The organism is Halopiger aswanensis (assembly GCF_003610195.1).
Classification (GTDB): domain Archaea; phylum Halobacteriota; class Halobacteria; order Halobacteriales; family Natrialbaceae; genus Halopiger; species Halopiger aswanensis.
In genome coordinates, this window is the sequence record NZ_RAPO01000001.1 from 412,794 (window position 1) to 433,208 (window position 20,415).

Below are 20,415 nucleotides of genomic sequence, written 5' to 3' on the forward strand. Positions count from 1 at the left end.
ATACACAGCGCATATGCGGCATCAAGTGGATGGCCATCTATCTTCCTTAATTGAAATAGGGAAGCATACCGTCCGATGGTTCCATCGACGGAACCGCTTTCCGTGTGGGTCGCTTTAAAATACGCAATGTCATCATCGGACTCTTCGAGGGATGTCTATTCTGAAACGCTGGCCGTCTTCGATCAGCGCTACAAGCCATTCGAACCGCTCACGACGCCAGAAATTGCAGAATCGCTGGACACACCACGACGAACGGTCTACAAACGCTTAGAGAAACTCGTTGATCGAGGTGAACTGAAGACAAAGAAAGCTGGTGCCAATGCCCGGGTCTGGTGGCGACCGGCGTCACTTATTGACCAACCGTCTGCGAAGCGTTCTCCTGACACCCAGTCCACCCCTTCGCAGAGTATCCAAGACAGAAACCTTATCGAGCGTATTCTCGATGCCAGCCCCGTTAGTATCGTTGTTGTCGAACCGTCCGGTGAAATATCGTTTGCGAACAAACGGGCAGAAGAGACGCTCGATCTCGACCGGGACGAGATTACGAGCCGGACGTATCGACAACCTGAGTGGAACATCACGTACGATGACGGAACACCAGTCCCCGTCGATGAACACCCCGTAACACGTGTTCTGGAAACGGGCGAGCCGGACTACGGGTTTGAACACTGGATAGAGCTCCCGAACGGAACTGAGCGGTGGCTATCGAGCAATTCGGCTCCAGTACCGAACGAGGACGGAGATGTCGAGTACGTGGTTGTCGGCTTCGAGGACGCGACCTCATTGAAGGAACGCGAAGATAAATTGACCAGCGACAGACGACGGTTGCTCGAACTCCACTCTGAAGAATTGTTTCAGCCGTATCTTGCTGCGGCTGACGATGAGGTCCATATCGACGTAGACGAGGTTGTCACGCTTTCCGATGGGACGGCACTCCAATACATCACAACAACGGGTATCCCGGCAAAGGCATTACGTGACGTTTTCGAACGTCATTTCGCCGTTCTCGACGCGCGATTGCTTAGTTTGGCTGAGGAACACTGTCGCTACGAAGTCCATGTAGAGGCTCCGACTCTGCCGCTGATATTTGACGATCACGGGGGACGGGTCAACGCTTTCGTACGAAGTCGGACCGACGAAACACCAATTCTTACCGGTGTACTGCCGGGAGACGTTGATCCGCGAACGGTACTCCAGGAGGCTCGACAACTGTATTCGGACATCGAACTGGAGTCTCAGGAACTCCGCTACACGCCCCGCCTCTTGTACGACATCGTTGAAGAGTCACTTACAGACAAGCAGTTCGCAGCCCTGCGAACGGCATACTACGGAGGCTATTTCACCACTCCGCGAACGAGTACTGGTGACGAGTTAGCAGACCAATTGGGTATCACACGCCAAGCGTTCCATCAGCATCTTCGCAAGGCCGAACAAACCGTGTATGAGCAGTTATTCGAAGCGTCTGGCAAAGGGATACTTGACTAGTCAATATCACTGCTTATTCCACCCACGCTCTTCTTACAGCGTGATGAGTCCAAGCACGAATGGACTTGACGAAGACGACCGCGTTGGCTACGACCCGACCACGAACACCTATCACAACCAAATCGCCCGGGAGGATTCTGACTCGCTCTGTGTCACGATTATCATGACTGTCTCGGCTGTCACGGGGCAGGAGCCATATGCTATGGAACCGCTGTATTCGGTTCTCGACCCGGATGCCCTAGAAGCTTGCATCTTACATGAGCGGAAGGATAGTGTCCAGGTTTCGTTTTCATATGAAGGGTGTACAGTCACCATCGCAGGTAGTGGCGAGATCACCGTTCAGCCAGAAAAATGAGCGACGAGGGGCCATCGTTCCCGAAGACCTGTGATTACTACGGAACTCCACTAGAGGTGGGGAGACGGTATCCGATTGCCACAGTAGATGGAGAAAACGGAACCATCCACATTTTCACATTCTGCGGTATGGAATGTAAAGCGAAGTGACTCAACGAACATGGTGAAGAACTCAACCGAGGCTAAGTTGTCGTTTAGTTAGATAACCCTTCCAGTACGTCTCGGCGCAACGGACGTCAGCCAATTCCTGAAAGCACTGAGAGGCCATGCTGAACTCATCCTCTGTATGCAGCAAGCCGCTCTCGGCAGTGGTTTGGTAGTTCAATCAGACCTTGCTGAATAGATGACGCGAATGTTGCATAAGACTCGGCTCGATGTACGGAGGACGAGATTACTCAGCACAGGGTCGTATGTACCGATATAGGGCAAATCGGCCCAAGTATAGTAAGTACGAACACTTTGTGCTGAACACAGCGCGAATGTAGAACGAGCTTCTGTTCGATTTGAGAAGTTGGTGACCGCTCAGGAGAGGCCGTGTACGTATCGTCGATTCGTGGTTACCTGTCCGACGTTACCGCAGTTCCCGGTCAGTGTAGCGATCAACTGAACTGCTCCATACGCTAGTTAGGGAGTGACGTTATTGCTGTAGAGTTCCTATTTTATCTAAGGGGATTAGAATGATAATGGGGAACGGATACAACTCGAAAAAAGAGGGGCCGCCGTCCGCGGACGAGTCTGCTCTCAGCCTTCGAATCGTGGGGGCTGTTGCTGATTTGATGGATATTGATCCAGTTGACTGTCCCCCACTCTTCGAAGTTGTCGATCCGTCGGCTTTGGACAGGCTATTCGAAGGGAAAGAGGGTCACGGATCGCTTGTCCTCGAATACGCTGGATATGTTGTCACAGTAGATAACGAGGCGAATGTCACTTTGACTGAACCAGACGAGCTATGACGGCTACTTTCCGACGTTTTTCGTCACAAGCGCTTGAACACAGCATTCACGATAAGTATGCATCTCTACAGGGCGACTGGTTCACTGATTTCGGCGTGAAACAAACGAAGTCATCGTGCTGAATTCATCCCCCCTATTCAGCAGGCATCTATTGATAGGTATCGGAGAAATAGATCGCTGCGCCGTTACCTACTTGACCTATACTGAAACGGTGCGTACCTCCTTCGAGAAATACTACTACCCGGTATCTGTTCCCTCGTCGGCTGTGGTTCGTCAAGATAACAGCGATGGGATGGGATAGGATGGCGGTTCCGATGCCAACTACCAGAATAGACGGTTATGAGCTACCGATTCTCCCGCTGCTCGACCTTGTTCAGGTCTCGGACTCACGTTACAGATTTCGTCTATTTTGCTGGTTTGTCTGTCGCCCACCGATGAGGGGTTGGTTGGCGGGTCAATTTAAAGATGAAACCTCTACGCGCCCGTCCGCCACTCGTCTTCCAAGACGCTCATCTGAACCAGCGTCCAGTACTCGTCCCCGTGCCGTCGTGCCTCCCTGAGTGTACCCTCACGGGTGAAACCGACCTTCTCGTAACACGCAATTGCGGACTCGTTGAAGTCGAAGACACGTAGTTCGATGCGGTGGAGACCAAGTTCCTCGAAGCCAATTTCGAGTAGGTGGTGGAGCATCGACGTTCCGTGACCGCGCCCGCGTTCGTCTGGACTCACGATGACCCGAGAGACGCTCGCTGAGAGATTTCGTCGGTCGATGGTGTTCAGTTCGACGTACCCGACCATCTGTTCCGTCGAATCGACGGCTTTGAACGCCAGTCGGCTCGGTTCAGGGTCGTTCGTAGCTTCGAGATGCTCTCGGAGTTGCGACTCGTCGAGCGGATACGAAAATATTGGGCCCGCCCACTGAAGGAGAAACGACGGAGAGTCCACCCACTCGATTAGTTGGTCGAAGTCTTCTTGACTGAAGGGACGAAGGCTGATGTCAGCAGTCACGTCCCGAAAGAGAAAGCGTCGGCGAATAGCTCTTCTGAAGTACTTTCCAAGAACGGTTCGCTCACCTTATGTTTGAAGCGCGACGGAATGTCGGTTTCACCGACTCTCCCGCTGCTCCACCTTGTTCAGTTCGATCAGCAGCCGGAAGATAGCCTTCACCAGATTCGCGTCGACGTCGAACTGCTCGGCGTTCTCTCCCGCTCGCTCCATGACCTGCTGTTCCTGCTTCTCGTCCGTCGTCGGGAGCCCCTGCTCGTCTTTGACCTGGGCGATCGTATCCGCGACGTAGGTGCGCTGGGCGATCAGTTCGACGATCTCGCGGTCGATCGTCTGGATCTCCTCGCGCAGTTCGTCGAGGCTCATCTCGTCGGGCGTTCGATCGTCCGCAGCTGTTCCGTTTCCGTCCCCGTCAGTCGCTGACTCTCGAGTCATTGTACTTGTGTTCCGTCCGTTCGCGTCTGCAGTAATCGTGTCGTTCCGTCGCGCTCGGCCCACCGCTCGCGCACCGCCTCGAGCGTCGCCTCGTCGCCGACGGCGACGTAGCTCGGCCCGGTACCGGACAGCGAGACGCCGGTCACGTCGGGCAGGGCGTCGATCATCGGCCCGGTCGAAAATTCGAGGGCGCCGCAGAACGCGAAGCCGTTGACGGTCATCGCCTCGCCGTAGCGGCCCTCGAGCGCGAGTTCCTCGACGAGTTTCGCCATCGGGGCGACGCGCTCGCAGGCCGAAACGTCGGTGTCGGCGCTGTAGGCCCGCTCGGGGGGCGTGTAGACCAGTGCCGACCACTCAACTTCGTCGCGGGCAAGGAGTTCGTCGCCCGCGTTGTCGGTGACGGTGACGCCGCCGAGCATGCTCGCGCTGGCGTCGTCGAACGCGCCGGTGACCGTCACGCCGGCGTCGCGGGCCGCCCGGACGCCGAGTCGGCAGGCCTCGATGCGCTCGACCGCGTCGGCGATCTCGAGCGCGTCGAGCGTCGCGAGCACCGTCGCGTTGGCTGCGGCGCTGGAACTCTTCAGCCCGGAGGCCATCGGCACCTCGCTCTCGGTGCGGATGCGGGCGCCGACCTCCTCGGGGTCCAGACCCGCCTGCGCGGCGTACTCGTCGATCGCGAACGCGGCGCAGCGCTCGACGAGCGTCGTGTCGGCGTCGGGTTGGCCGTCGACCTCGCCGACGAAGGTGCCGTCGTCGGTGAGTTCGACGGTCGCTGTCGTCTCGAGGTCGATCGCGAACGCGGAGCCGACTCCGGTCGCGAGCGCGTTGAGAACCGTCCCGGCTGCGGGGGCAACGGCGCGGCCGTCCATACGGGTACACTCTCAAAGCGGCTATTTACGGCTGACGGTCTTCGGGTCCCGGTACCCGTTCGCACGCCAGTTCGAGCGGTAGCTGGGTGAGGAAGGCGCCGGCAAGTGTACGAGCGCAGGTGTCGGCAGCGGACTTTTCGGCACCGACCGCGTGCGAACCGTATGGACCCGCGACGGCTCGGCGCCGTCGCTCGAGACGTCGCCGCCGTGGTGCGCGAGCACAACGTGACGTTCATGGCCGGCAGCATCGCCCACGCCGCGTTCCTCTCGATCGTCCCCCTCCTGCTGTTGCTGTTCATTCTCGTCGGTGCGGTCGGCAACGACTACCTGAGCGACCAGATCGTCGCGATGGCTCGCGATCACCTCAGCCCCGCGGGCGAGGGACTGGTCTTCGAGGCGCTGACGAACGCCTCCGAGCGGGCCGGCGCGTCGCTCATCGGCGTCGTCTCGCTGCTGTGGGGCATGCTGCGCATCTTTCGCGGCATCGGCACCGCGTTCGACGAACTCTACGGCGGCGAGGCTGACTCCGTCGCGCGCAAGGCGATCGACAGCGTCGTCGTCTTCGTGGCGATCCTGATCGCGACCGTCGGCGCCGGCTTCGGCGCGACGACGCTCGCAGCGATCGATCACATCGTCGTCGAAGTGCTCACGCCGTTCGCGCTGTTTTTCGGACTGCTCGCCGCGTTCTTTCCGATGTACTACGTCTTTCCGAACGTCGACGTGAGCGCTCGAGAGGTGCTTCCCGGGACGATCGTCGCTGCGGCGGGCTGGGTCGCGCTCGAGGCGGTGTTCGGCGTCTACGCCGGCTTGGTCGACACCGTCGGCACCTACGAGACGTTCGGCGCGGTCATCCTGCTGCTCGTCTGGCTCTACGGCAACGCCTTCGTCCTGCTGATCGGCGCGGCGGTCAACGTCGTGGTCGGCGACCACCATCCCGCCGGCCGCGACGACGGTGACGACGGCGGCGCCGACGACGAGCGAAGCGCACCCGATGCCGCGAGCGCTTGAGCCCGACCCGGAACCGGAACGCACCGCTTTTCCGAACTCCGGCCGAACGGGCATCCAATGAGCGCGCGCAGCAACGTCGCACCCAGCACGATCGGCGTCGACTTCGTCGAGGGCGGCATCGTCGTCGAGTACCTCGACGGACGGGACGTGTTCTACCACGGGCCGCCGAAGCCGGTCGAAGAGTCCATCACGACCCCGCCGGGCAAGGACGTCCACGTCCTCGTCACCGACCCCGACGGCCTCGAGGGCGTGATGACCTACGTCAACGACCGAGACACCCACGACGAGATCCTCGAGTCGACCGGGGTCGGCCGGGTCATGCTCGAGGCCGACGACGAAGAGGTGCTGTTCCCCGGCGTGACCGTCACGACGGAAGCCTACTCGATCCGCGTCGAAGCGGATCTCGAGGTCGTCGACGGCCGCGTGTTCGTCTTCGCGGAGGACGAGTTGAGCGAGCACGCGTACGAACTGGTTGCGGAGGGCGACGTCGACGGTGAGGCCGAAAGTGAAAACGACGCGGCACCCGAAGACGAAGACGAAGACGAAGACGGAGTGAGCGCGTAAGCATGCCACTCCGGAAACCCTGGCGCGACCTCGACCGCGAGACCGTCCGAAGCGCGCCGGACAAACCCGGCGTCTACGAACTCGGCGACGGCTCCGGGACCGTGCTCTCGGTCGACCACGGTATCCTGCGCGACGAACTCAAGACTGCGCTCGCCTACGGCGACGCTGCGCGCGTCCGCTGGACAGAGACCCACACGCCCGAGCAGGCTCGAGAGGTCGCGGCCGACCACCGCGAGCGTCTCGAGTAGCCCGCCGCGACGTGCGTTACTGAATGTACGACGGATCGGAGCCGTCGCAGTGCTTCTCGTGTTCGGTTGCGTCCGACTTCTCGTCGAAGAGCAACCCGCAGGTCTCGCACTCGTACCAAGTTGCGTCGTCGCGCTCGGTCTGGACGACCATACCACACGGTGCGACGGGGACGCCCAAATGCGTTTCTCCGGGTGGGACGGATCGAGCGCTCGAGACGGCAGGGAGGGCGGCGACGGGGACGGGGAAATTCTCAAGATGACAGGGCCGAAACCAAGGGGTATGAGCGGGTCGGATACGGACGGCGTTTCCCTGTCGGTACGAGCGGCCGAAAAGCGCGACGCCGGCCGCGGTGTCGCGCGGATTCCCGAGTTGGCGCGACGACAGTTAGGCGTACTGAGCGGCGACACGGTCATCATCGAGGGCGAGACCGAGACGGTCGCGAAGATGTGGCCGGCCGACCCGTCGGTGGCGGAGAACGGCATCCAGATCGACGCCGATACCCGCGCGAACGCCGGGGTCCACGTCGGCGATACGGTGACGGTCCGGCCGGCGGACAAGTCCTCGATCCGCGAGGCCGAACGCGTCACGTTGACGCCGCCGCCGTCGCTGTCGGCCAACGAACGGCAGGTCGCCGAGCGCGAGGCGACCAAGAAACTCCGCAATCGCCCGGTGCGGGCCGGCGAACAGATCCGCGTCGAGGGCGTCGGTGCGGAACCGTTCAAGGTCGTCGACACGACCCCCGAGGGCGACGTGCGGATCACGAGCACGACGACGATTCGGATTCACGCCCCCGACGCGAGCGATGCGGCGGCTGCGACGTCCGGCTCCCGATCCTCGAGCGGCGGACCCAGCGGGACGAGCGGGTCTGGCGACACCGGCCCCGCGGCATCCGAGTCCGACACGCCCTCTGCACCCGCGACCGCGACCCAACCGAGCTCCGGGGTCACCTACGAGGATATCGGCGGCTTAGACGAAGAACTCGAGCTCGTCCGCGAGATGATCGAACTGCCGCTCTCGGAGCCCGACCTCTTCCGCCGACTGGGCGTCGAGCCGCCCTCCGGCGTCCTGCTGTACGGCCCGCCGGGCACCGGGAAGACGCTGATCGCCCGCGCGGTCGCCAACGAAGTCGACGCCAACTTCGAGACGATCTCCGGCCCGGAGATCATGTCGAAGTACAAGGGCGAGAGCGAGGAGCGGCTCCGCGAGGTGTTCGAAACCGCCGCAGCCGAGGCGCCGACGATCATCTTCTTCGACGAGATCGACTCCATCGCCGGCCAGCGCGACGACGACGGCGACGCCGAGAACCGGATCGTCGGCCAACTGCTGACGCTGATGGACGGGCTCGACGCCCGCGAGGAGGTCATCGTCATCGGCGCGACGAACCGCGTGGACGCGATCGACCCTGCGCTGCGCCGCGGCGGCCGCTTCGACCGCGAGATCCAGATCGGCGTCCCCGACGAAGAAGGGCGCAAGGAGATCCTCGAGGTCCACACCCGCGGGATGCCGCTGGGCGACGACGTCAACGTCGACGCGATCGCCCGGCGAACCCACGGCTTCGTCGGCGCGGACCTCGACTCGGTCACGAGCGAGGCCGCGATGGCGGCGATTCGGGATCGGCCGACCGACGCCGACGAGCGCGAGGCGTGGAATCGGGAGCCGACGGTCCGCAAGCGGCACTTCGACGAGGCGCTCGCGTCAGTCGAACCCTCCGCGATGCGCGAGTACGTCGCCGAGTCGCCGAACACGGACTTCTCCGACGTCGGCGGCCTCGAGGCGGCGAAGAACACCCTCCGCGAATCGGTCGAGTGGCCCTTGACCTACGATCGCTTATTCGAGGAGACCAACACCGAACCGCCCTCCGGCGTCCTGCTGCACGGGCCGCCGGGGACCGGCAAAACCTTGCTCGCTCGCGCGCTGGCCGGCGAGACGGACGTCAACTTCGTCCGCGTCGACGGCCCGGAGATCATCGACCGCTACGTCGGCGAGAGCGAGAAAGCCATCCGCGAGGTGTTCGAGCGGGCCCGCCAGTCCGCGCCGTCGATCGTCTTCTTCGACGAGATCGACGCGATCACCTCGGCCCGCGGCGAGGGCCACGAAGTCACCGAGCGCGTCGTCTCGCAACTACTGACGGAACTCGACGGCATGCGCGAGAACCCGAACCTCGTCGTGCTCGCGGCGACGAACCGCAAGGACCACATCGACCCAGCCTTGCTCCGTCCCGGGCGCCTCGACACGCACGTCTACGTCGGCGAACCCGACCGCGAGGCCCGCGAGAAGATTCTCGAGGTCCACGCCCGCGGCAAGCCGCTCGCGGACGACCTCGACATCGCCGAACTGGCGGCCGAACTCGAGGGCTACACCGGCGCCGACCTCGAGGCCCTCGTGCGCGACGCCTCGATGCGGGCGATCCGCGAGGTCGCGACCGAGTACGAGCCCGACGAGGCCAACGAGAAGGCCGACGAGGTCCTCATCGAGCGCCGCCACCTCGAGGCGGCTCGAGAGAACGTCGATACGGATACGTAGCCGCTCGCGATCGGTTAGCGATGTCCGCGGCCGCAGGCCGGTACTTCCTTGCGATCGCGTTCTCAGTGGCGATGCGCGCCGATCGCTGACGTTGCGTCCTGCAACCGTGGCATCCAATCGCCGGACCGCGGGCCGATGCCACTGCAGGCGTAGCTGTTAAACCGATGACGAGCCACATGAACGCTGGCTGTACCTTTGCAAGCCGTGCGGGCTGCGATCTGCCGGGCTTGAGGGTCGATGAAACGGATTGACCGTGCGAACGCGGGTACCTCGATGGTAACTTAGGCAGGACTCGAGGCCGAGCCGTCCGATTCGGCGTCGGAGTCGCCGTCGGTCTCGAACTCTTCGCTCCCGCCATCGGGCGTTTCGGTCGTCACGTCGAACTCGAGGTCGTCGGCCTCGAACCCGCCGCCCTCGAGCACGACCGTCTCGCCGGCGGTCGTCGAGTCGCCGGGTTCGACGGCGATGTCCGACCGGTCGACCGACGGCGGGAAGAGCACGTCGACGCGGCTACCGAAGGCGATGTGTCCGATCCGCTCGCCGCGCTCGAGGTCGTCGTCGGCCTCGACGTAGGGGTGGATCCGGCGGGCGAACGCGCCGGCGATGAGGGTGACTTCGGCGTCGCTTTCGGGCGTGTCGGGGTAGTCGTCCGGATCCGGTGCGGGCGCCGGCTCGCCGTCGGCGGCGTCGCCGCTCGAGTCGGCCGGCAGGTTCGACGAGTCGGTCTCGAGGCGGACGTGAACCCGCTCGTTTCGGTCGGATTCCTTGGAGAAGGCGGGGCGGTTCGCGCCGGAGACGTGTTCGACGTCGGTGACGCGGCCGGCGAAGGGCGCGCGGACGACGTGGACGTGCCAGACGTTCATGAAGATGCCGAGCCGGACGCGGTCGCCCTCCTCGCGGAGCACGGAGACGCGGCCGTCGGCCGGCGCGACGACGCCCGTCGGCGGCGGCGTACGCTCTGGATCGCGGAAGAAAGCGAGGACGCCGGCGCCGGCTGCCAGCGAGAGGAGCCCCGCCGTCGCGCTGATTACGAGCGCGAACGGCGCGGCCAGCAGCGGAAGGATGGCGTACTTCCAGGCCCCGGGAGCGAACTTCATATCGGATCCACGACGCCGAGGCGTATGGCCGTTACGGAGGGCAGGGAGCCGACAGTGAACCAGTCCAGAAGAACAGCGCGAGAACAGGGTCGCCGACCGCGAGACGTCGAACCGACGGATAGCCATACTGAGGCGCCGCCCAGCGAGCTTACTCGTGCGCTTCGATCGCCAACCGAATCCGGTTCGCGAAGACGTTCATCTCCCCCGTCGCGTGGTCGCTCTTACTGACGAACGCCGAGACCCCCGCCTCGAGCGCCTCGTCGACGAGCGGCTCGAGCGAGTTACCGGTAAAGAGGACGAACGGCAGCTCGGGGATCGACGCCTCGTCGTGCAGCGAGGCCGCGAGCTCGAGGCCGGTCTCGTCGAGCAGTTCGTAGCTGGAGATGACGCAGTCGAACGACGAGTCGGCGAGGACGGAGCGGGCGTCCGGGGCCGTCGCGACGGTCTCGACGTCGAAATCGTGTTCCGATCGTAACGTTTGGCTGACGTGTTCCGTCAGAAAGTCGCTGTCGTCGACGAAGAGAACGCGATACGGTGACATAGACAGACAACTCGGACGAGTTACTATAAACCGTTTGGCAGTCTGCCAGAAGCGTTATTATACCCGATGTTACGGCCCGTCGACGGGAATCGTGAACGCGAACGTCGACCCCTCGCCGGGCTCCGAGTCGACCCAGATCCGACCGCCGTGGCGCTCGACGATGCGCCGACAGAGCGCCAGTCCGATCCCCGTACCGGGGTACTCGTCGCGGCTGTGGAGGCGCTGGAACACCTGAAAGACCCGGTCCGTTTCCTCCGGTTCGATGCCGATGCCCTCGTCCGCAACGGAGATCTCCCACATCCGCCGATTCCGCTCGACGCCGACGTGGACCCGCGGCGGCTCGTCGCCCGAATACTCGAGGGCGTTCGACAGCAGGTTCTGGAACAGTTGGCGCAGTTGGCTGGCGTCGCCCTCGACGGTCGGCAGCGACTCAGTCGTGATCTCCGCGTCGGTATCCTCGATCTTCACCTGCAGATCCGTCAGCACGTCCTCGAGGACGTCGTCGAGATCGACGGGCTCGAAGGGGTCGCCCTGCGAGTCGATCCGGGAGTACTCGAGGAGCCCGTCGATCATCTCGCGCATCCGCTCGGCGCCGTCGACCGCGAACTCGATGAACTCCTCGCCGTCCGCGTCCAGTTCGTCGACGTACCGGTCCTCGATGAGTTGGAGGTAACTCGAGACCATCCGGAGCGGTTCCTGCAGGTCGTGGGACGCGGCGTAGGCGAACTGTTCGAGCCGTTCGTTCGACTCCTCGAGGTCGGCGACCGTCTCGTTGAGCCGGCGTTCGTACTGCTGGCGCTCGATGCCGGTCGCGAGGATCGTCGCGGCGCTCTCGAGGAAATCGACGTCGTGGTCGGCGTACTCCCGCTCGCGGTCGTCGTAGACGGCCAGCACGCCCCACGGATCGTCTGCGGGACCGATCGTGACGCCCATTCCGCTCCGGATGCCGGTGTCGTTCAGCACCGACGAGCGTTCGATCCTGTCGTCGGCCTCGAACGATTCGACCACGATCGGTTCGCTGGTCGCGAGCGTCCGCTCGGCCAACAGCCCCGGCTCCGACGACGACACCGCGGTCGTCGTCTCGTTCTCGAGCAGGTCGTCGTCGCAGCCGACGCTCGCGCGGACCTCGAGTGCGGAGCCGTCGCCGCCGACGGGCGCCGGTTCGGTCTCCAGGACGAGACAGCACTCCACGTCGAGCGCCGTTTCGATCAGGCGGGTCGCCTTCTCGAGCAGGTCGTCGACGTCCGGATTCTCGAGCGCGTACCGGCCGAGGTAGTTGACCGACTCGAGCTGGATGACCTTCTCGGTGAGCGCCTGTTCGGCGGCCTTGCGCGGTGAAATATCGCGAAAGAGTCCGACGAAGTAGCGGTCGCCGTCGTACGTGAAGTCGTTGAGCGAGACGGCCAGGGGCACCTCGTGGCCCGCCTTGTGCTGGCCGGGAAGTTCGACGTAGGTCCAGTTCAGGTGTCGCTCGCCGGTCTCGAGGTACCGCTGGAGGGCGTCGAGGTGTGTTTGCCGAAGCCGCGGCGGGATGATGTTGACCTTGCTCGAGCCGACCAGTTCGTCCGGCGTGTAGCCGAGGATGCGCTCGACCGCCGGGTTGGCGTACTGAATGTCGCTGTTCGTATCGAGAACGATGATCCCGTCAGGTAGCGCCTCGGCTAACGCCTGGAACGTCTTGCCGTACGTGAGGTCTGGTTCCGATACCGTCGCCGTCGCGTTCGGTCGCCGGTCGACGATTCCCCCGAGTTCCAACTCGCCATCGGTTCCCGCAAAGCCCTCGAGATGAAGGTCACAGGAGATGGCAGTGTCGCTTTTCGTCCGCAGCGAGACGGGGATCGATACCGGACCCGCGCCGGGCTCGAGGGTCGACCCCGCTTTGGTCCCGTCGTCCGATCCGTTCGCGTCGTGGGGGGTACCGAGCTCCTCGAGCAGGGCGTCGTCAGCAGTCACGAGCTCCGTAAGCGACTTATCGCGGAGTTCCGACCGACTGTAGCCGGTCAGCGACGCGAACGCGTCGTTGACCTCGGTAATCACGCCGGATTCCGTCGCGCGGAAACCGGCGATGTCGGCCGCCGCGAGAAGCGCACCGATCCGACGCGGACTCGACGCTGCCGGGTCGCTCTCGTGGTCCGTATCACCTGCAGACGGCCTCGAAGGCGGACCGGATTCCATCGCCGGAGTTTCGGCATAAGTGGGGATAAGGACTGCGGTGACTTGCCGTATTTGTTCGGTACATTTTATGGAATTGACCTGTTTCGACGACCGTTTATGCCGTATTAGGCGTGTATTGAGCGCCAATTGCCCGCCTCGAGCGCCTCAGTCCCAGAACGACTGGGTCCGCGCGTACTCGCGCTCCTTCGAGAGGATGTCCCGGTAGAACTCGTCCTCGTTCTCCCGGAGCTTGTTGATGATCTGGGCGGCGTTGTGCGGCCCGACGCCGCGAGCGGCCATCGCGGTGACGGCCTGCTTGCCGTGGCTCTGGACCAGACTCGCGGCGCGGTAGGCGCGCTCGGTCATCCGCTCTTGCTCCTCGTCTTTCTCTTCCGCGCGGACCGCCTGTACGACCTCCTCGGCCCACGGGTTCAGCGACGCGATCCGGGTCGACCCGCACTCGGGGCACTCGGGCTGGTCCGATACCCGCTTGACTTTCGTCTTGACCTTCCACTCCTTGCAGTGGGTACACAGCAGGATGACCCGGTCGTTCTGCAGGCGCTCCCGGACCGTCTCGATGACGCTCGCGTCGGCGTTCTCCGGCGCGAGCAGTTCCTTCCCCGAGGAGGAGCGCCCGCCCTGGCCGACCGGCGTGCGACCGCGGTGGGTGACCAACGCGAGGTCGCCCGACTGGATCCCCTCGAGCACCGCGCTCGCCCGCTCGATATCCAGATCTTCGTGGAACACTTCGCGGACCGCCTCCTCGTACATCGGCGTATCCTCGAGCGCCGCCAGCAGGCGCTCGTTCGAAATCCGGCCCGAGCCCTGGCTCTGCCAGCGCTTGAGTGCGCCGAACTTCGCGGAGACCTGCGCGAGGCGGAAGGCCAGCGCGTCGGAGTTCTTGAGTCCGAGTTCGACGATCGTCTCGACGTGGTCCGGGTCGGTGTCCTCGAGCACCTCGATCACGTCGCTGGTCGCGATCGAACTCGGGACCTCGAGTTCGATCCGGTAGGGGTCGGTCTCCAGTCCCACGGAAGAGCCGGCCCGCTGACCCAAAAGCGCCGAGAGCACGCGGCCCAGCGTCTCGTTGGCCGTGTGGCCGAAGCAGGCGTTGAGTACGATCGTCCGGCCCTGTCGCTCCAAGACGATCCGGTCGGCCGTCGGCATCGGCGCCTCGGCCTCGATCTGCTTCTCGAGTTGGTCGCAGGCCTCGGTGAGCGTGTACTCGTCGGCGGGATAGCGGTGGGCGAGTTCGCGGCCGACGGCGGCGGCGTCGGCACCCGTCTCGAGTTGCGGCTGTGCAACATTGCGAATCTCGCCGACCTCCTGGGCGACCGCGGCGGGGACCGGAATCTCCTGGCCGATCCAGGAGGGCACCTCGCCGGCAGGGTCCTCGATGGGACTAACCTTCACTTTCCCCTCTTCGTCGTCGATCTCGGCGATCCGCCACATCTCGCCGCGCTGGACGAACACCTCGCCGGGCTGGGCGAAGTTGACGACGAACCGCTCGTCCAAGGTCCCGATCTGCTGGCTCGAGGCGATGTCGTGGACCTCGTAGGTCTCTTCGTCGGGGATCATCGAGAGGTTCGAGTAGACGTACTGCCAGGTCCCGCCGGTCGTCTCGAGGCGGTCCTCGCCCTCGTCGAACCAGACGATCCGGTTGCGGTGCAGTTCCGAGCAGATCTCGCGGAACGTCTCCTTCGGGAGGTCCCGGAACGGATACGCGCGCGTAACGGTGTCGTAGGCGTCCCGAAAGTGGGTATCCCCGCGGCTCTGGACGATCCCCGGGATCTGGTTGGCGACGACGTCTAAGCTCCCTTCGTGGATCGCCGCCGGTTCGACCTCGCCCTCGCGGGCGCGGCGGGCGATCGCCAGCGCCTCGAAGGTGTCGTCCGGCCGGGTCGTGACGATGGTCCCGCTCGAGACCTCGTCCTGGCGGTGGCCGGCGCGCCCGATCCGCTGGAGCAGGCGCGTGACCTGCCGCGGGCTCTTGTACTGGACCACGTGGTCGACGCGGCCGACGTCGATCCCCAGTTCCATCGAGGACGTACAGAGCAGGCCGTCCAGTTCGCCCGTCTTGAAGCGGTCCTCGACCTGGATCCGGGCCTCCTTCGAGAGCGAGCCGTGGTGGACCCCGATCGGGAGGTCGAGTTCCTTGAACCGCGAGCCCAGCGCCTCGGCGGTCTGGCGCGTGTTGACGAATATGAGCGTCGACTCGTGGTCGGCGACGATGTCGCGGATCAAGCGGACGTGGCTGGCCGTGCTGGCATCCGTCATCAGCGTCCCCGACAGGTCCTCGTCCTCGTCGGTGATCTCGGGGTGGCGAACCGCCACGTCCACGTTGCTCCCGACGTCGATCTCGCGGATCTCGCAGGATCGGCCGCCGGTGAGGAACTGGCCGACGTCCTCGGGATCGCCGACCGTCGCCGAGAGGCCGATGCGCTGCATCTCACCCGCGAGGTCGTGGAGTCGCTCGAGGCCGATCGCCAACTGCGCGCCCCGCTTCGAGGCGGCGAGTTCGTGGACCTCGTCGATCACGACGTGGGAGACGTCCTGCAGCGCTTCGCGCAGGCGTTCGCCGGTAAGCATCGCCTGGACGGTCTCGGGCGTCGTGATCAGCACGTCCGGCGGGTTCTCGGCCTGTTTCCCTCGCTGGTACTGGGTCGTGTCGCCGTGGCGGACGTCGACCTCGAGGCCGAGGTACTCGCCCCACCACTCGAGGCGCTCGCGCATGTCGCGGTTCAGGGCCCGCAGCGGGGTGATGTAGAGCGCGCCGAACCCCTCGGGCGGCCCGTCGTCGGCGACGAGGTGGTCGAACACGGGCAACATCGCCGTCTCGGTCTTGCCACTCCCGGTGGGTGCGATCACGAGCGTATTCTGGCCCGCAGCCAGCGGCGGGATCGCCAACTGCTGCGGCGCCGTCGGCGTCGAAAACCCGCGCTCGGAAAGTGCCCCGCGAACCGTCGAGCCGAGGTGCGTAAAGGCCGCGACGTCCCCGTCAGTCATCGATTTCTCGTAGGGGCGAGCGACGCATAAGGACCACGCTCCGCTCGCCCGATCGGTAATCGAACGCCGACTCGAGGACGACGGTGAGGCGGCGAAACGGGCCGATTCGGCTACTCTTCGTCCGACGCCTCGCCGCCGCTCGAGTCGTTCCCTTCGCCGACGAGTTCGTCGGCGACGTCCTCGTCGACGGCCATCTCACCCGGCTCGGGAATGTTCTCGTCGGCGCGTTCCGCGATCTCTTCTGACGAGCGCTCCTCGTCGGTGATGTCGACGTTCGTTTCCGCATCGTCGATCACGTCGTTAACGTCGGTATCGGCGTCGGCGTCAGCCTGCGTCCCGGACTCGGCGTCGAGGCCGGTTACGTCGGCGTCCGAGTCGCCGCCGTCGTCGGCCGCCGACTTCGCGTCCTCGGTCGGCGGCCCCTCCTCGCTCCGGTCGATCTCCTCCTCCCGTTCGCCGATCGGAATCTTCTCGAACTCGTCCGGGACGCCCGCGTATCTCGACGCGGCGTACGCGACGGCGGCGAACCCCAGCGAGAGCAACAGCAACTTCCGCGCGAGGCCCCGACCGCCGCTCGAGGCGCCATCGCCCGGCGGTGTGGCCGCTCGCTGATCTCGCCTGCGCGTTCGTGGTGTCGATGGAAGGCGCATCGGGGCCCCTACTCTCCCGCCTCGGAAGTCGATTCGGGGTGGCAACGCAAGGGGTCGACCGCCTCGAATCGGTGGCGAAACCGGACCGTAACTGCGGTAGGGACCACTTTCCGACCGGGTATGCGATTCATAGCTACATGCGCGAGTTCAGTACTTCGACCAGATGACAGTTATCGATCCACGACAGTCACCGATTCCGACTGGTCGTTCGACTGAGCTGTCCGCGTGCTCGAGACGCCCCCGTGCTGTAACTCCCGGTACTGAGCCGGGTGCACCTGCCGGTGGAGCGGGAAGGAAGGACGGCCGCGGCCGGCCGGCCCTCGCATCGCGATCGCTCGCTACGACCGCTCCGGCGTCCAGTGCGAGGTGAGCCGAATGCGGAATTCCCTCTCACGAGGCGCGGGGAACGAGCGCACGCGGACTGCGCTCGTTCTCGCCGTCCTCGTCGCGGTCAGTAGCGTCGCGACGGTCGGCGTCGCCGTCGGTGCGACGGGTGCGAGCACCGCCGACGCCGGGTCGGACTCGAGTCCATCGGCGAACGTCGCCCTACAGCAGAACGTCTCGGAAAGCGAGTTCGCCGTGCCGGCCCCCGAGGAGGGCGATCCCTACTTCGAGGCGAAGGCGGACGACAACCGGTGGATCAGCTACGTCAACCCGCGCGACGAGTACCGGTCGCCATACCTCGGGGACGGCTCGGGGAAGATCTGCGTCTCGCTGTTCAACGAGGCCGGACAGGTCGTCGCCGGCGAGAGCGTCCCGAACACGACCGTTACCGTGCCGACCGGGGAGTCGATCGACTGGCACTCCCACGCCGACCCGGTGACCGTCGAGTACCCGCTGACCGAAAACTACGATCGGCCGCTCGACGCCGACCAGTTCGGCACGAGTCCCGACGTCCCGCAGGGCGACGGCTACATGGACGCCCACTGCATCGAAATCCACGGCCTGCCGGAAGACGGCGGCGAGGTGCAGTACGGCGAGGCCGAAATTTCCGGCGAACACGCCGACGATATCGAACTCGTCGGCTACGTCCAGCAGGCCCACGACACCTGGGACACCGACGTCGATCCGATCGAGGACGCCGAATCCTACGAGGAAGCCGGCGGCGGCTGGACCTACTACCCCGACCGCTCGCACGGTCAGGTCGTCGTCGTCCTCCAACTCGACGGTGACAGAGACATCAGCCTCGAGGATTCGACCGATAATTCGACGATCGATTCCGGCGACGGCGACGGTGACGAGAACGCGACGAACTCGAGCGACGACGAGAACGAGCCGTCAGAATCGTCCTCCGATTCGAACGGGACCGACGAAAGCGACGACACCGGCGATGCCAGCGGTACGGGCGACGGACTACCCGGCTTCGGTGCGATCGCTGCGGTCGTCGCACTGGGCTCCGTGACGCTTGCACGGTACGTCGATTCACGGTCGTCCTAACCCGTCAAGACGGCAAAACAGGGAACGACGACGGACGGGAACGGCCGCCGTCGTCAACCATGGAGGCCCCACACTCCATGACGGGGGTCGCAAAGTGGATACTGCGATCCACGGATAGACTATCGTCCCCCGTCTACCCGGAGGACTCGAGCGAGAACTCATAAGCGTAGTGGCCACCGTGATCGGACCCGGACCGCTCACCCGATCCGGCGCGTCGGGGTTCGCACTCGTCCACGTTCGGTTCGGAGCGGGCCGATTTGGAGCGGTCCGGTTCGGGGACGACCTCGAGTGCGGCCGGAACCAATTAGGTTTTGACGATTGCAGCGAGACTCCCGACAATGGCGCCCGCTGAATCGGACGACGATCCGCGCGTCCCCGTCGTGTGTCCCGAGTGCGAAACGACTTCCCGCGTGCCGCTGACCGATCTCGCAGAAACGGTCGCGCGACACAACGACCAGCTCCACGACGGCGAGGATATCGCCGAAGTCGACCCCGACGTCGCGGACCACATCGCTGACCTGATCGCGACGGAACTCGGCTTCCTCGACGACGCCGAGTAACGGTCACGCCGCTGTAGAGAACAGCGAGCCCGCTATCGTCGCAACGCGTCGGCGATCGTTTTGACCGCTCGTCGGAGTCGCCCCCCGTCGCTGGCGGTTCTACCTTCTCGCTTTCTGCGGGCTGTCACGACGCCGTCTTCGTCGGGCCGTTCGTCGACTCGAACGTCCGGTCGTTTCGCATCCATACGCCCACGATTTGGGAACCCGTTGAACAACGATTGGCCTTGCACCTGCAACGCGAGAATTCTCCGCAAAACGGATAATTCGATCCAAATTTCTCGAAATCGGATGAATAATTCAGTGGGAAGGCTTATGATCGTATACTCGCCTTCGACGGGTATGGCACGGAACGAAGCGACCGACGTCGATGCCGAACTGGACGATGCGTCGACCGAACGGGCGGACGGGTGGAACGCGAACGCGGGCCCGGACGCGTTCGAGGCGGCTCCTGCGACGATCATCGCGACCGACGGGACCGACGGACCGGACGGCAAGCGCGAGAGCGCCTTTCCCAACGAAGTAACCATCGTCGGCCACGGCGTGCCCTCGAGTTTCGAGATCACGGTCGACGGCGCGATCGACGCCGCCGATACCGCTCGCGAGACCACGGTCGTCTCCGGAACGACCGTCGAAGGGACCGTCGAAACCGGAACCGTCGCGTTCCGCTTCGACGGCGACCTCCTCGACGTGACGTTCGTCGACCGCGAGATCACGGGCCACTCGCCCGCGGCGGCGCCGAACGTCCACGTGGATTACGGCACCGCAGAATAAGGTCCGGGCACCTCGAGTCCCGAAAACGGATCGTTCTTACCGCAGACTCGCGTAGTCGGCCGTATGACCGACCCCGCCGACTGGATGGATCCGGTGGACGACGACATCCTGGAGTTGATGCGCGAGGACGAGATTTTCGAGCCGAGTCAGATCAGGGACGAAGGCGTCTGTCGAGGGCCACACGCGGCCTACCGGTGTCGCGAACTCGCGAAGCGCGGCCTCCTGGCGAATCCGATGACCGGCGTCTACGACATCACCGACCTCGGCGAGCGGTATCTCGATGGCGAGGTCGATCCCGCGGATCTCGAGGCGGACGAGGAGTAGCGGACTCCTGCCGGTCGACCCGAATCGTCCGGCGTCCTATTCGTCCGTGTCGACGGCCTCGGGTGCGTGATCCGCGAGGAAGTCGACGAGTTCGTCACCGCCGACGAAGCCGTCCGCGAGGCGGGCGACGGGGTCGCCGTCTCGGAAGAGGAGCAGCGACGGGACGGACTCGATATCGAACCGGTCGACTAACTCGAGGTCGTCGCCGGGATTGAGCATTCCGATCGGAACGGCGGTCGACCGCGCGACGTTGCCGAGTACCGGCTCCATCGCCTGACACTTCGGGCAGCCGATCGTGTAGAATTCGACGAGCGCCACGTCGTGCTCGTCGACGAACGCCGCTAGCTCGGCGCCGTCTGCGAGTTGCGCTGGTTTCGTTGTGGCGTCGCTCATAGACGAGCGAGGGGCGCCGGACGGATATCGATGTCGG

Annotated in this window: 21 protein-coding genes; 11 read left to right on the top strand and 10 right to left on the bottom strand. The window is 64.4% G+C overall.

The genetic code is table 11. The features are described 5' to 3' along the window. Positions 1 to 126: 126 nt before the first annotated feature. From ATJ93_RS01965 to ATJ93_RS01975, 3 genes are all read left to right on the top strand, one after another. A complete protein-coding gene (locus tag ATJ93_RS01965; RefSeq protein WP_120242956.1) occupies positions 127 to 1,485 on the top strand; it encodes a helix-turn-helix domain-containing protein in 1,359 nt (452 codons plus the stop codon). Between the two features lie 43 nt (positions 1,486 to 1,528). Further along, positions 1,529 to 1,840 (top strand): HalOD1 output domain-containing protein, encoded by a 312-nt coding sequence (locus ATJ93_RS01970; protein WP_120242957.1) that lies wholly within the window; start codon positions 1,529 to 1,531, stop codon positions 1,838 to 1,840. A 682-nt stretch (positions 1,841 to 2,522) separates the two neighbouring features. After that, positions 2,523 to 2,792 (top strand): HalOD1 output domain-containing protein, encoded by a 270-nt coding sequence (locus ATJ93_RS01975; protein ID WP_170155498.1) that lies wholly within the window; start codon positions 2,523 to 2,525, stop codon positions 2,790 to 2,792. 474 nt (positions 2,793 to 3,266) lie between these two features. Here the strand turns inward: ATJ93_RS01975 and ATJ93_RS01980 are convergent, their stop codons facing one another. From ATJ93_RS01980 to ATJ93_RS01990, 3 genes are all read right to left on the bottom strand, one after another. Beyond that, positions 3,267 to 3,800, bottom strand: a complete 534-nt coding sequence (locus ATJ93_RS01980) for a GNAT family N-acetyltransferase (RefSeq protein WP_211334013.1) — start codon at positions 3,798 to 3,800, stop codon at positions 3,267 to 3,269. A gap of 96 nt (positions 3,801 to 3,896) precedes the next feature. Continuing rightward, positions 3,897 to 4,232, bottom strand: coding sequence for a chorismate mutase (locus ATJ93_RS01985; protein WP_120242958.1), 336 nt, complete (start codon positions 4,230 to 4,232; stop codon positions 3,897 to 3,899). Further along, positions 4,229 to 5,101 carry a shikimate kinase gene (locus tag ATJ93_RS01990; RefSeq protein WP_120242959.1) on the bottom strand — a complete coding sequence of 291 codons (873 nt, stop codon included), beginning with the start codon at positions 5,099 to 5,101 and terminating at the stop codon, positions 4,229 to 4,231. The genes ATJ93_RS01985 and ATJ93_RS01990 overlap by 4 nt, the downstream gene beginning before the upstream one ends. 162 nt (positions 5,102 to 5,263) lie before the next feature. Here ATJ93_RS01990 and ATJ93_RS01995 point away from each other — a divergent pair, with 162 nt between their 5' ends. From ATJ93_RS01995 to ATJ93_RS02005, 3 genes are read left to right on the top strand one after another with little or no spacing between them, the layout of a single operon-like run. After that, a complete protein-coding gene (locus ATJ93_RS01995; protein ID WP_120242960.1) occupies positions 5,264 to 6,109 on the top strand; it encodes a YihY/virulence factor BrkB family protein in 846 nt (281 codons plus the stop codon). 57 nt (positions 6,110 to 6,166) lie between these two features. Beyond that, positions 6,167 to 6,673 carry a DUF5796 family protein gene (locus ATJ93_RS02000; RefSeq protein ID WP_120242961.1) on the top strand — a complete coding sequence of 169 codons (507 nt, stop codon included), beginning with the start codon at positions 6,167 to 6,169 and terminating at the stop codon, positions 6,671 to 6,673. A 2-nt stretch (positions 6,674 to 6,675) separates the two neighbouring features. Continuing rightward, positions 6,676 to 6,921 (top strand): DUF7508 domain-containing protein, encoded by a 246-nt coding sequence (locus ATJ93_RS02005; protein ID WP_120242962.1) that lies wholly within the window; start codon positions 6,676 to 6,678, stop codon positions 6,919 to 6,921. 16 nt (positions 6,922 to 6,937) lie between these two features. On the opposite strand, the gene ATJ93_RS24290 is transcribed toward ATJ93_RS02005, so the two are convergent. Continuing rightward, positions 6,938 to 7,072, bottom strand: coding sequence for a DUF7128 family protein (locus ATJ93_RS24290; RefSeq protein ID WP_013880488.1), 135 nt, complete (start codon positions 7,070 to 7,072; stop codon positions 6,938 to 6,940). Positions 7,073 to 7,201: 129 nt separating this feature from the next. On the opposite strand from ATJ93_RS24290, the gene ATJ93_RS02010 reads away from it, so the two are divergent. Beyond that, positions 7,202 to 9,445 (top strand): AAA family ATPase, encoded by a 2,244-nt coding sequence (locus ATJ93_RS02010; protein ID WP_120242963.1) that lies wholly within the window; start codon positions 7,202 to 7,204, stop codon positions 9,443 to 9,445. 281 nt (positions 9,446 to 9,726) lie between these two features. Here ATJ93_RS02010 and ATJ93_RS02015 read toward each other — a convergent pair whose 3' ends face one another. The 5 genes from ATJ93_RS02015 to ATJ93_RS02035 form a co-directional block, all read right to left on the bottom strand. Next, entirely contained in the window at positions 9,727 to 10,542 is an 816-nt protein-coding gene (locus ATJ93_RS02015; protein ID WP_120242964.1) for a protein sorting system archaetidylserine decarboxylase, read from the bottom strand. 148 nt (positions 10,543 to 10,690) lie between these two features. Beyond that, entirely contained in the window at positions 10,691 to 11,083 is a 393-nt protein-coding gene (locus tag ATJ93_RS02020; protein ID WP_120242965.1) for a response regulator, read from the bottom strand. Between the two features lie 69 nt (positions 11,084 to 11,152). Then, on the bottom strand, positions 11,153 to 13,258 hold the full coding sequence (locus ATJ93_RS02025) for a PAS domain-containing sensor histidine kinase (RefSeq protein ID WP_120242966.1): 2,106 nt from the start codon (positions 13,256 to 13,258) through the stop codon (positions 11,153 to 11,155). A 144-nt stretch (positions 13,259 to 13,402) separates the two neighbouring features. Then, positions 13,403 to 16,243: a DEAD/DEAH box helicase gene (locus tag ATJ93_RS02030; RefSeq protein ID WP_120242967.1), complete on the bottom strand. Its 2,841-nt coding sequence runs from the start codon at positions 16,241 to 16,243 to the stop codon at positions 13,403 to 13,405. 110 nt (positions 16,244 to 16,353) lie between these two features. Next, the gene (locus tag ATJ93_RS02035; protein WP_147376614.1) at positions 16,354 to 16,893 is read right to left on the bottom strand and encodes a hypothetical protein; all 540 of its coding nucleotides are present in this window, start codon (positions 16,891 to 16,893) and stop codon (positions 16,354 to 16,356) included. A 375-nt stretch (positions 16,894 to 17,268) separates the two neighbouring features. On the opposite strand from ATJ93_RS02035, the gene ATJ93_RS02040 reads away from it, so the two are divergent. The 4 genes from ATJ93_RS02040 (at position 17,269) to ATJ93_RS02055 (ending at position 19,985) form a co-directional block, all read left to right on the top strand. Then, on the top strand, positions 17,269 to 18,330 hold the full coding sequence (locus ATJ93_RS02040; RefSeq protein ID WP_120242969.1) for a PGF-CTERM sorting domain-containing protein: 1,062 nt from the start codon (positions 17,269 to 17,271) through the stop codon (positions 18,328 to 18,330). Between the two features lie 338 nt (positions 18,331 to 18,668). Beyond that, the gene (locus ATJ93_RS02045; RefSeq protein WP_120242970.1) at positions 18,669 to 18,890 is read left to right on the top strand and encodes a hypothetical protein; all 222 of its coding nucleotides are present in this window, start codon (positions 18,669 to 18,671) and stop codon (positions 18,888 to 18,890) included. Between the two features lie 339 nt (positions 18,891 to 19,229). Then, positions 19,230 to 19,661, top strand: coding sequence for a hypothetical protein (locus ATJ93_RS02050; protein ID WP_120242971.1), 432 nt, complete (start codon positions 19,230 to 19,232; stop codon positions 19,659 to 19,661). Positions 19,662 to 19,724: 63 nt separating this feature from the next. Further along, a complete protein-coding gene (locus ATJ93_RS02055) occupies positions 19,725 to 19,985 on the top strand; it encodes a hypothetical protein (protein WP_120242972.1) in 261 nt (86 codons plus the stop codon). A gap of 36 nt (positions 19,986 to 20,021) precedes the next feature. Here the strand turns inward: ATJ93_RS02055 and ATJ93_RS02060 are convergent, their stop codons facing one another. Further along, a complete protein-coding gene (locus ATJ93_RS02060; protein WP_120242973.1) occupies positions 20,022 to 20,378 on the bottom strand; it encodes a thioredoxin family protein in 357 nt (118 codons plus the stop codon). Positions 20,379 to 20,415 lie beyond the last annotated feature (37 nt).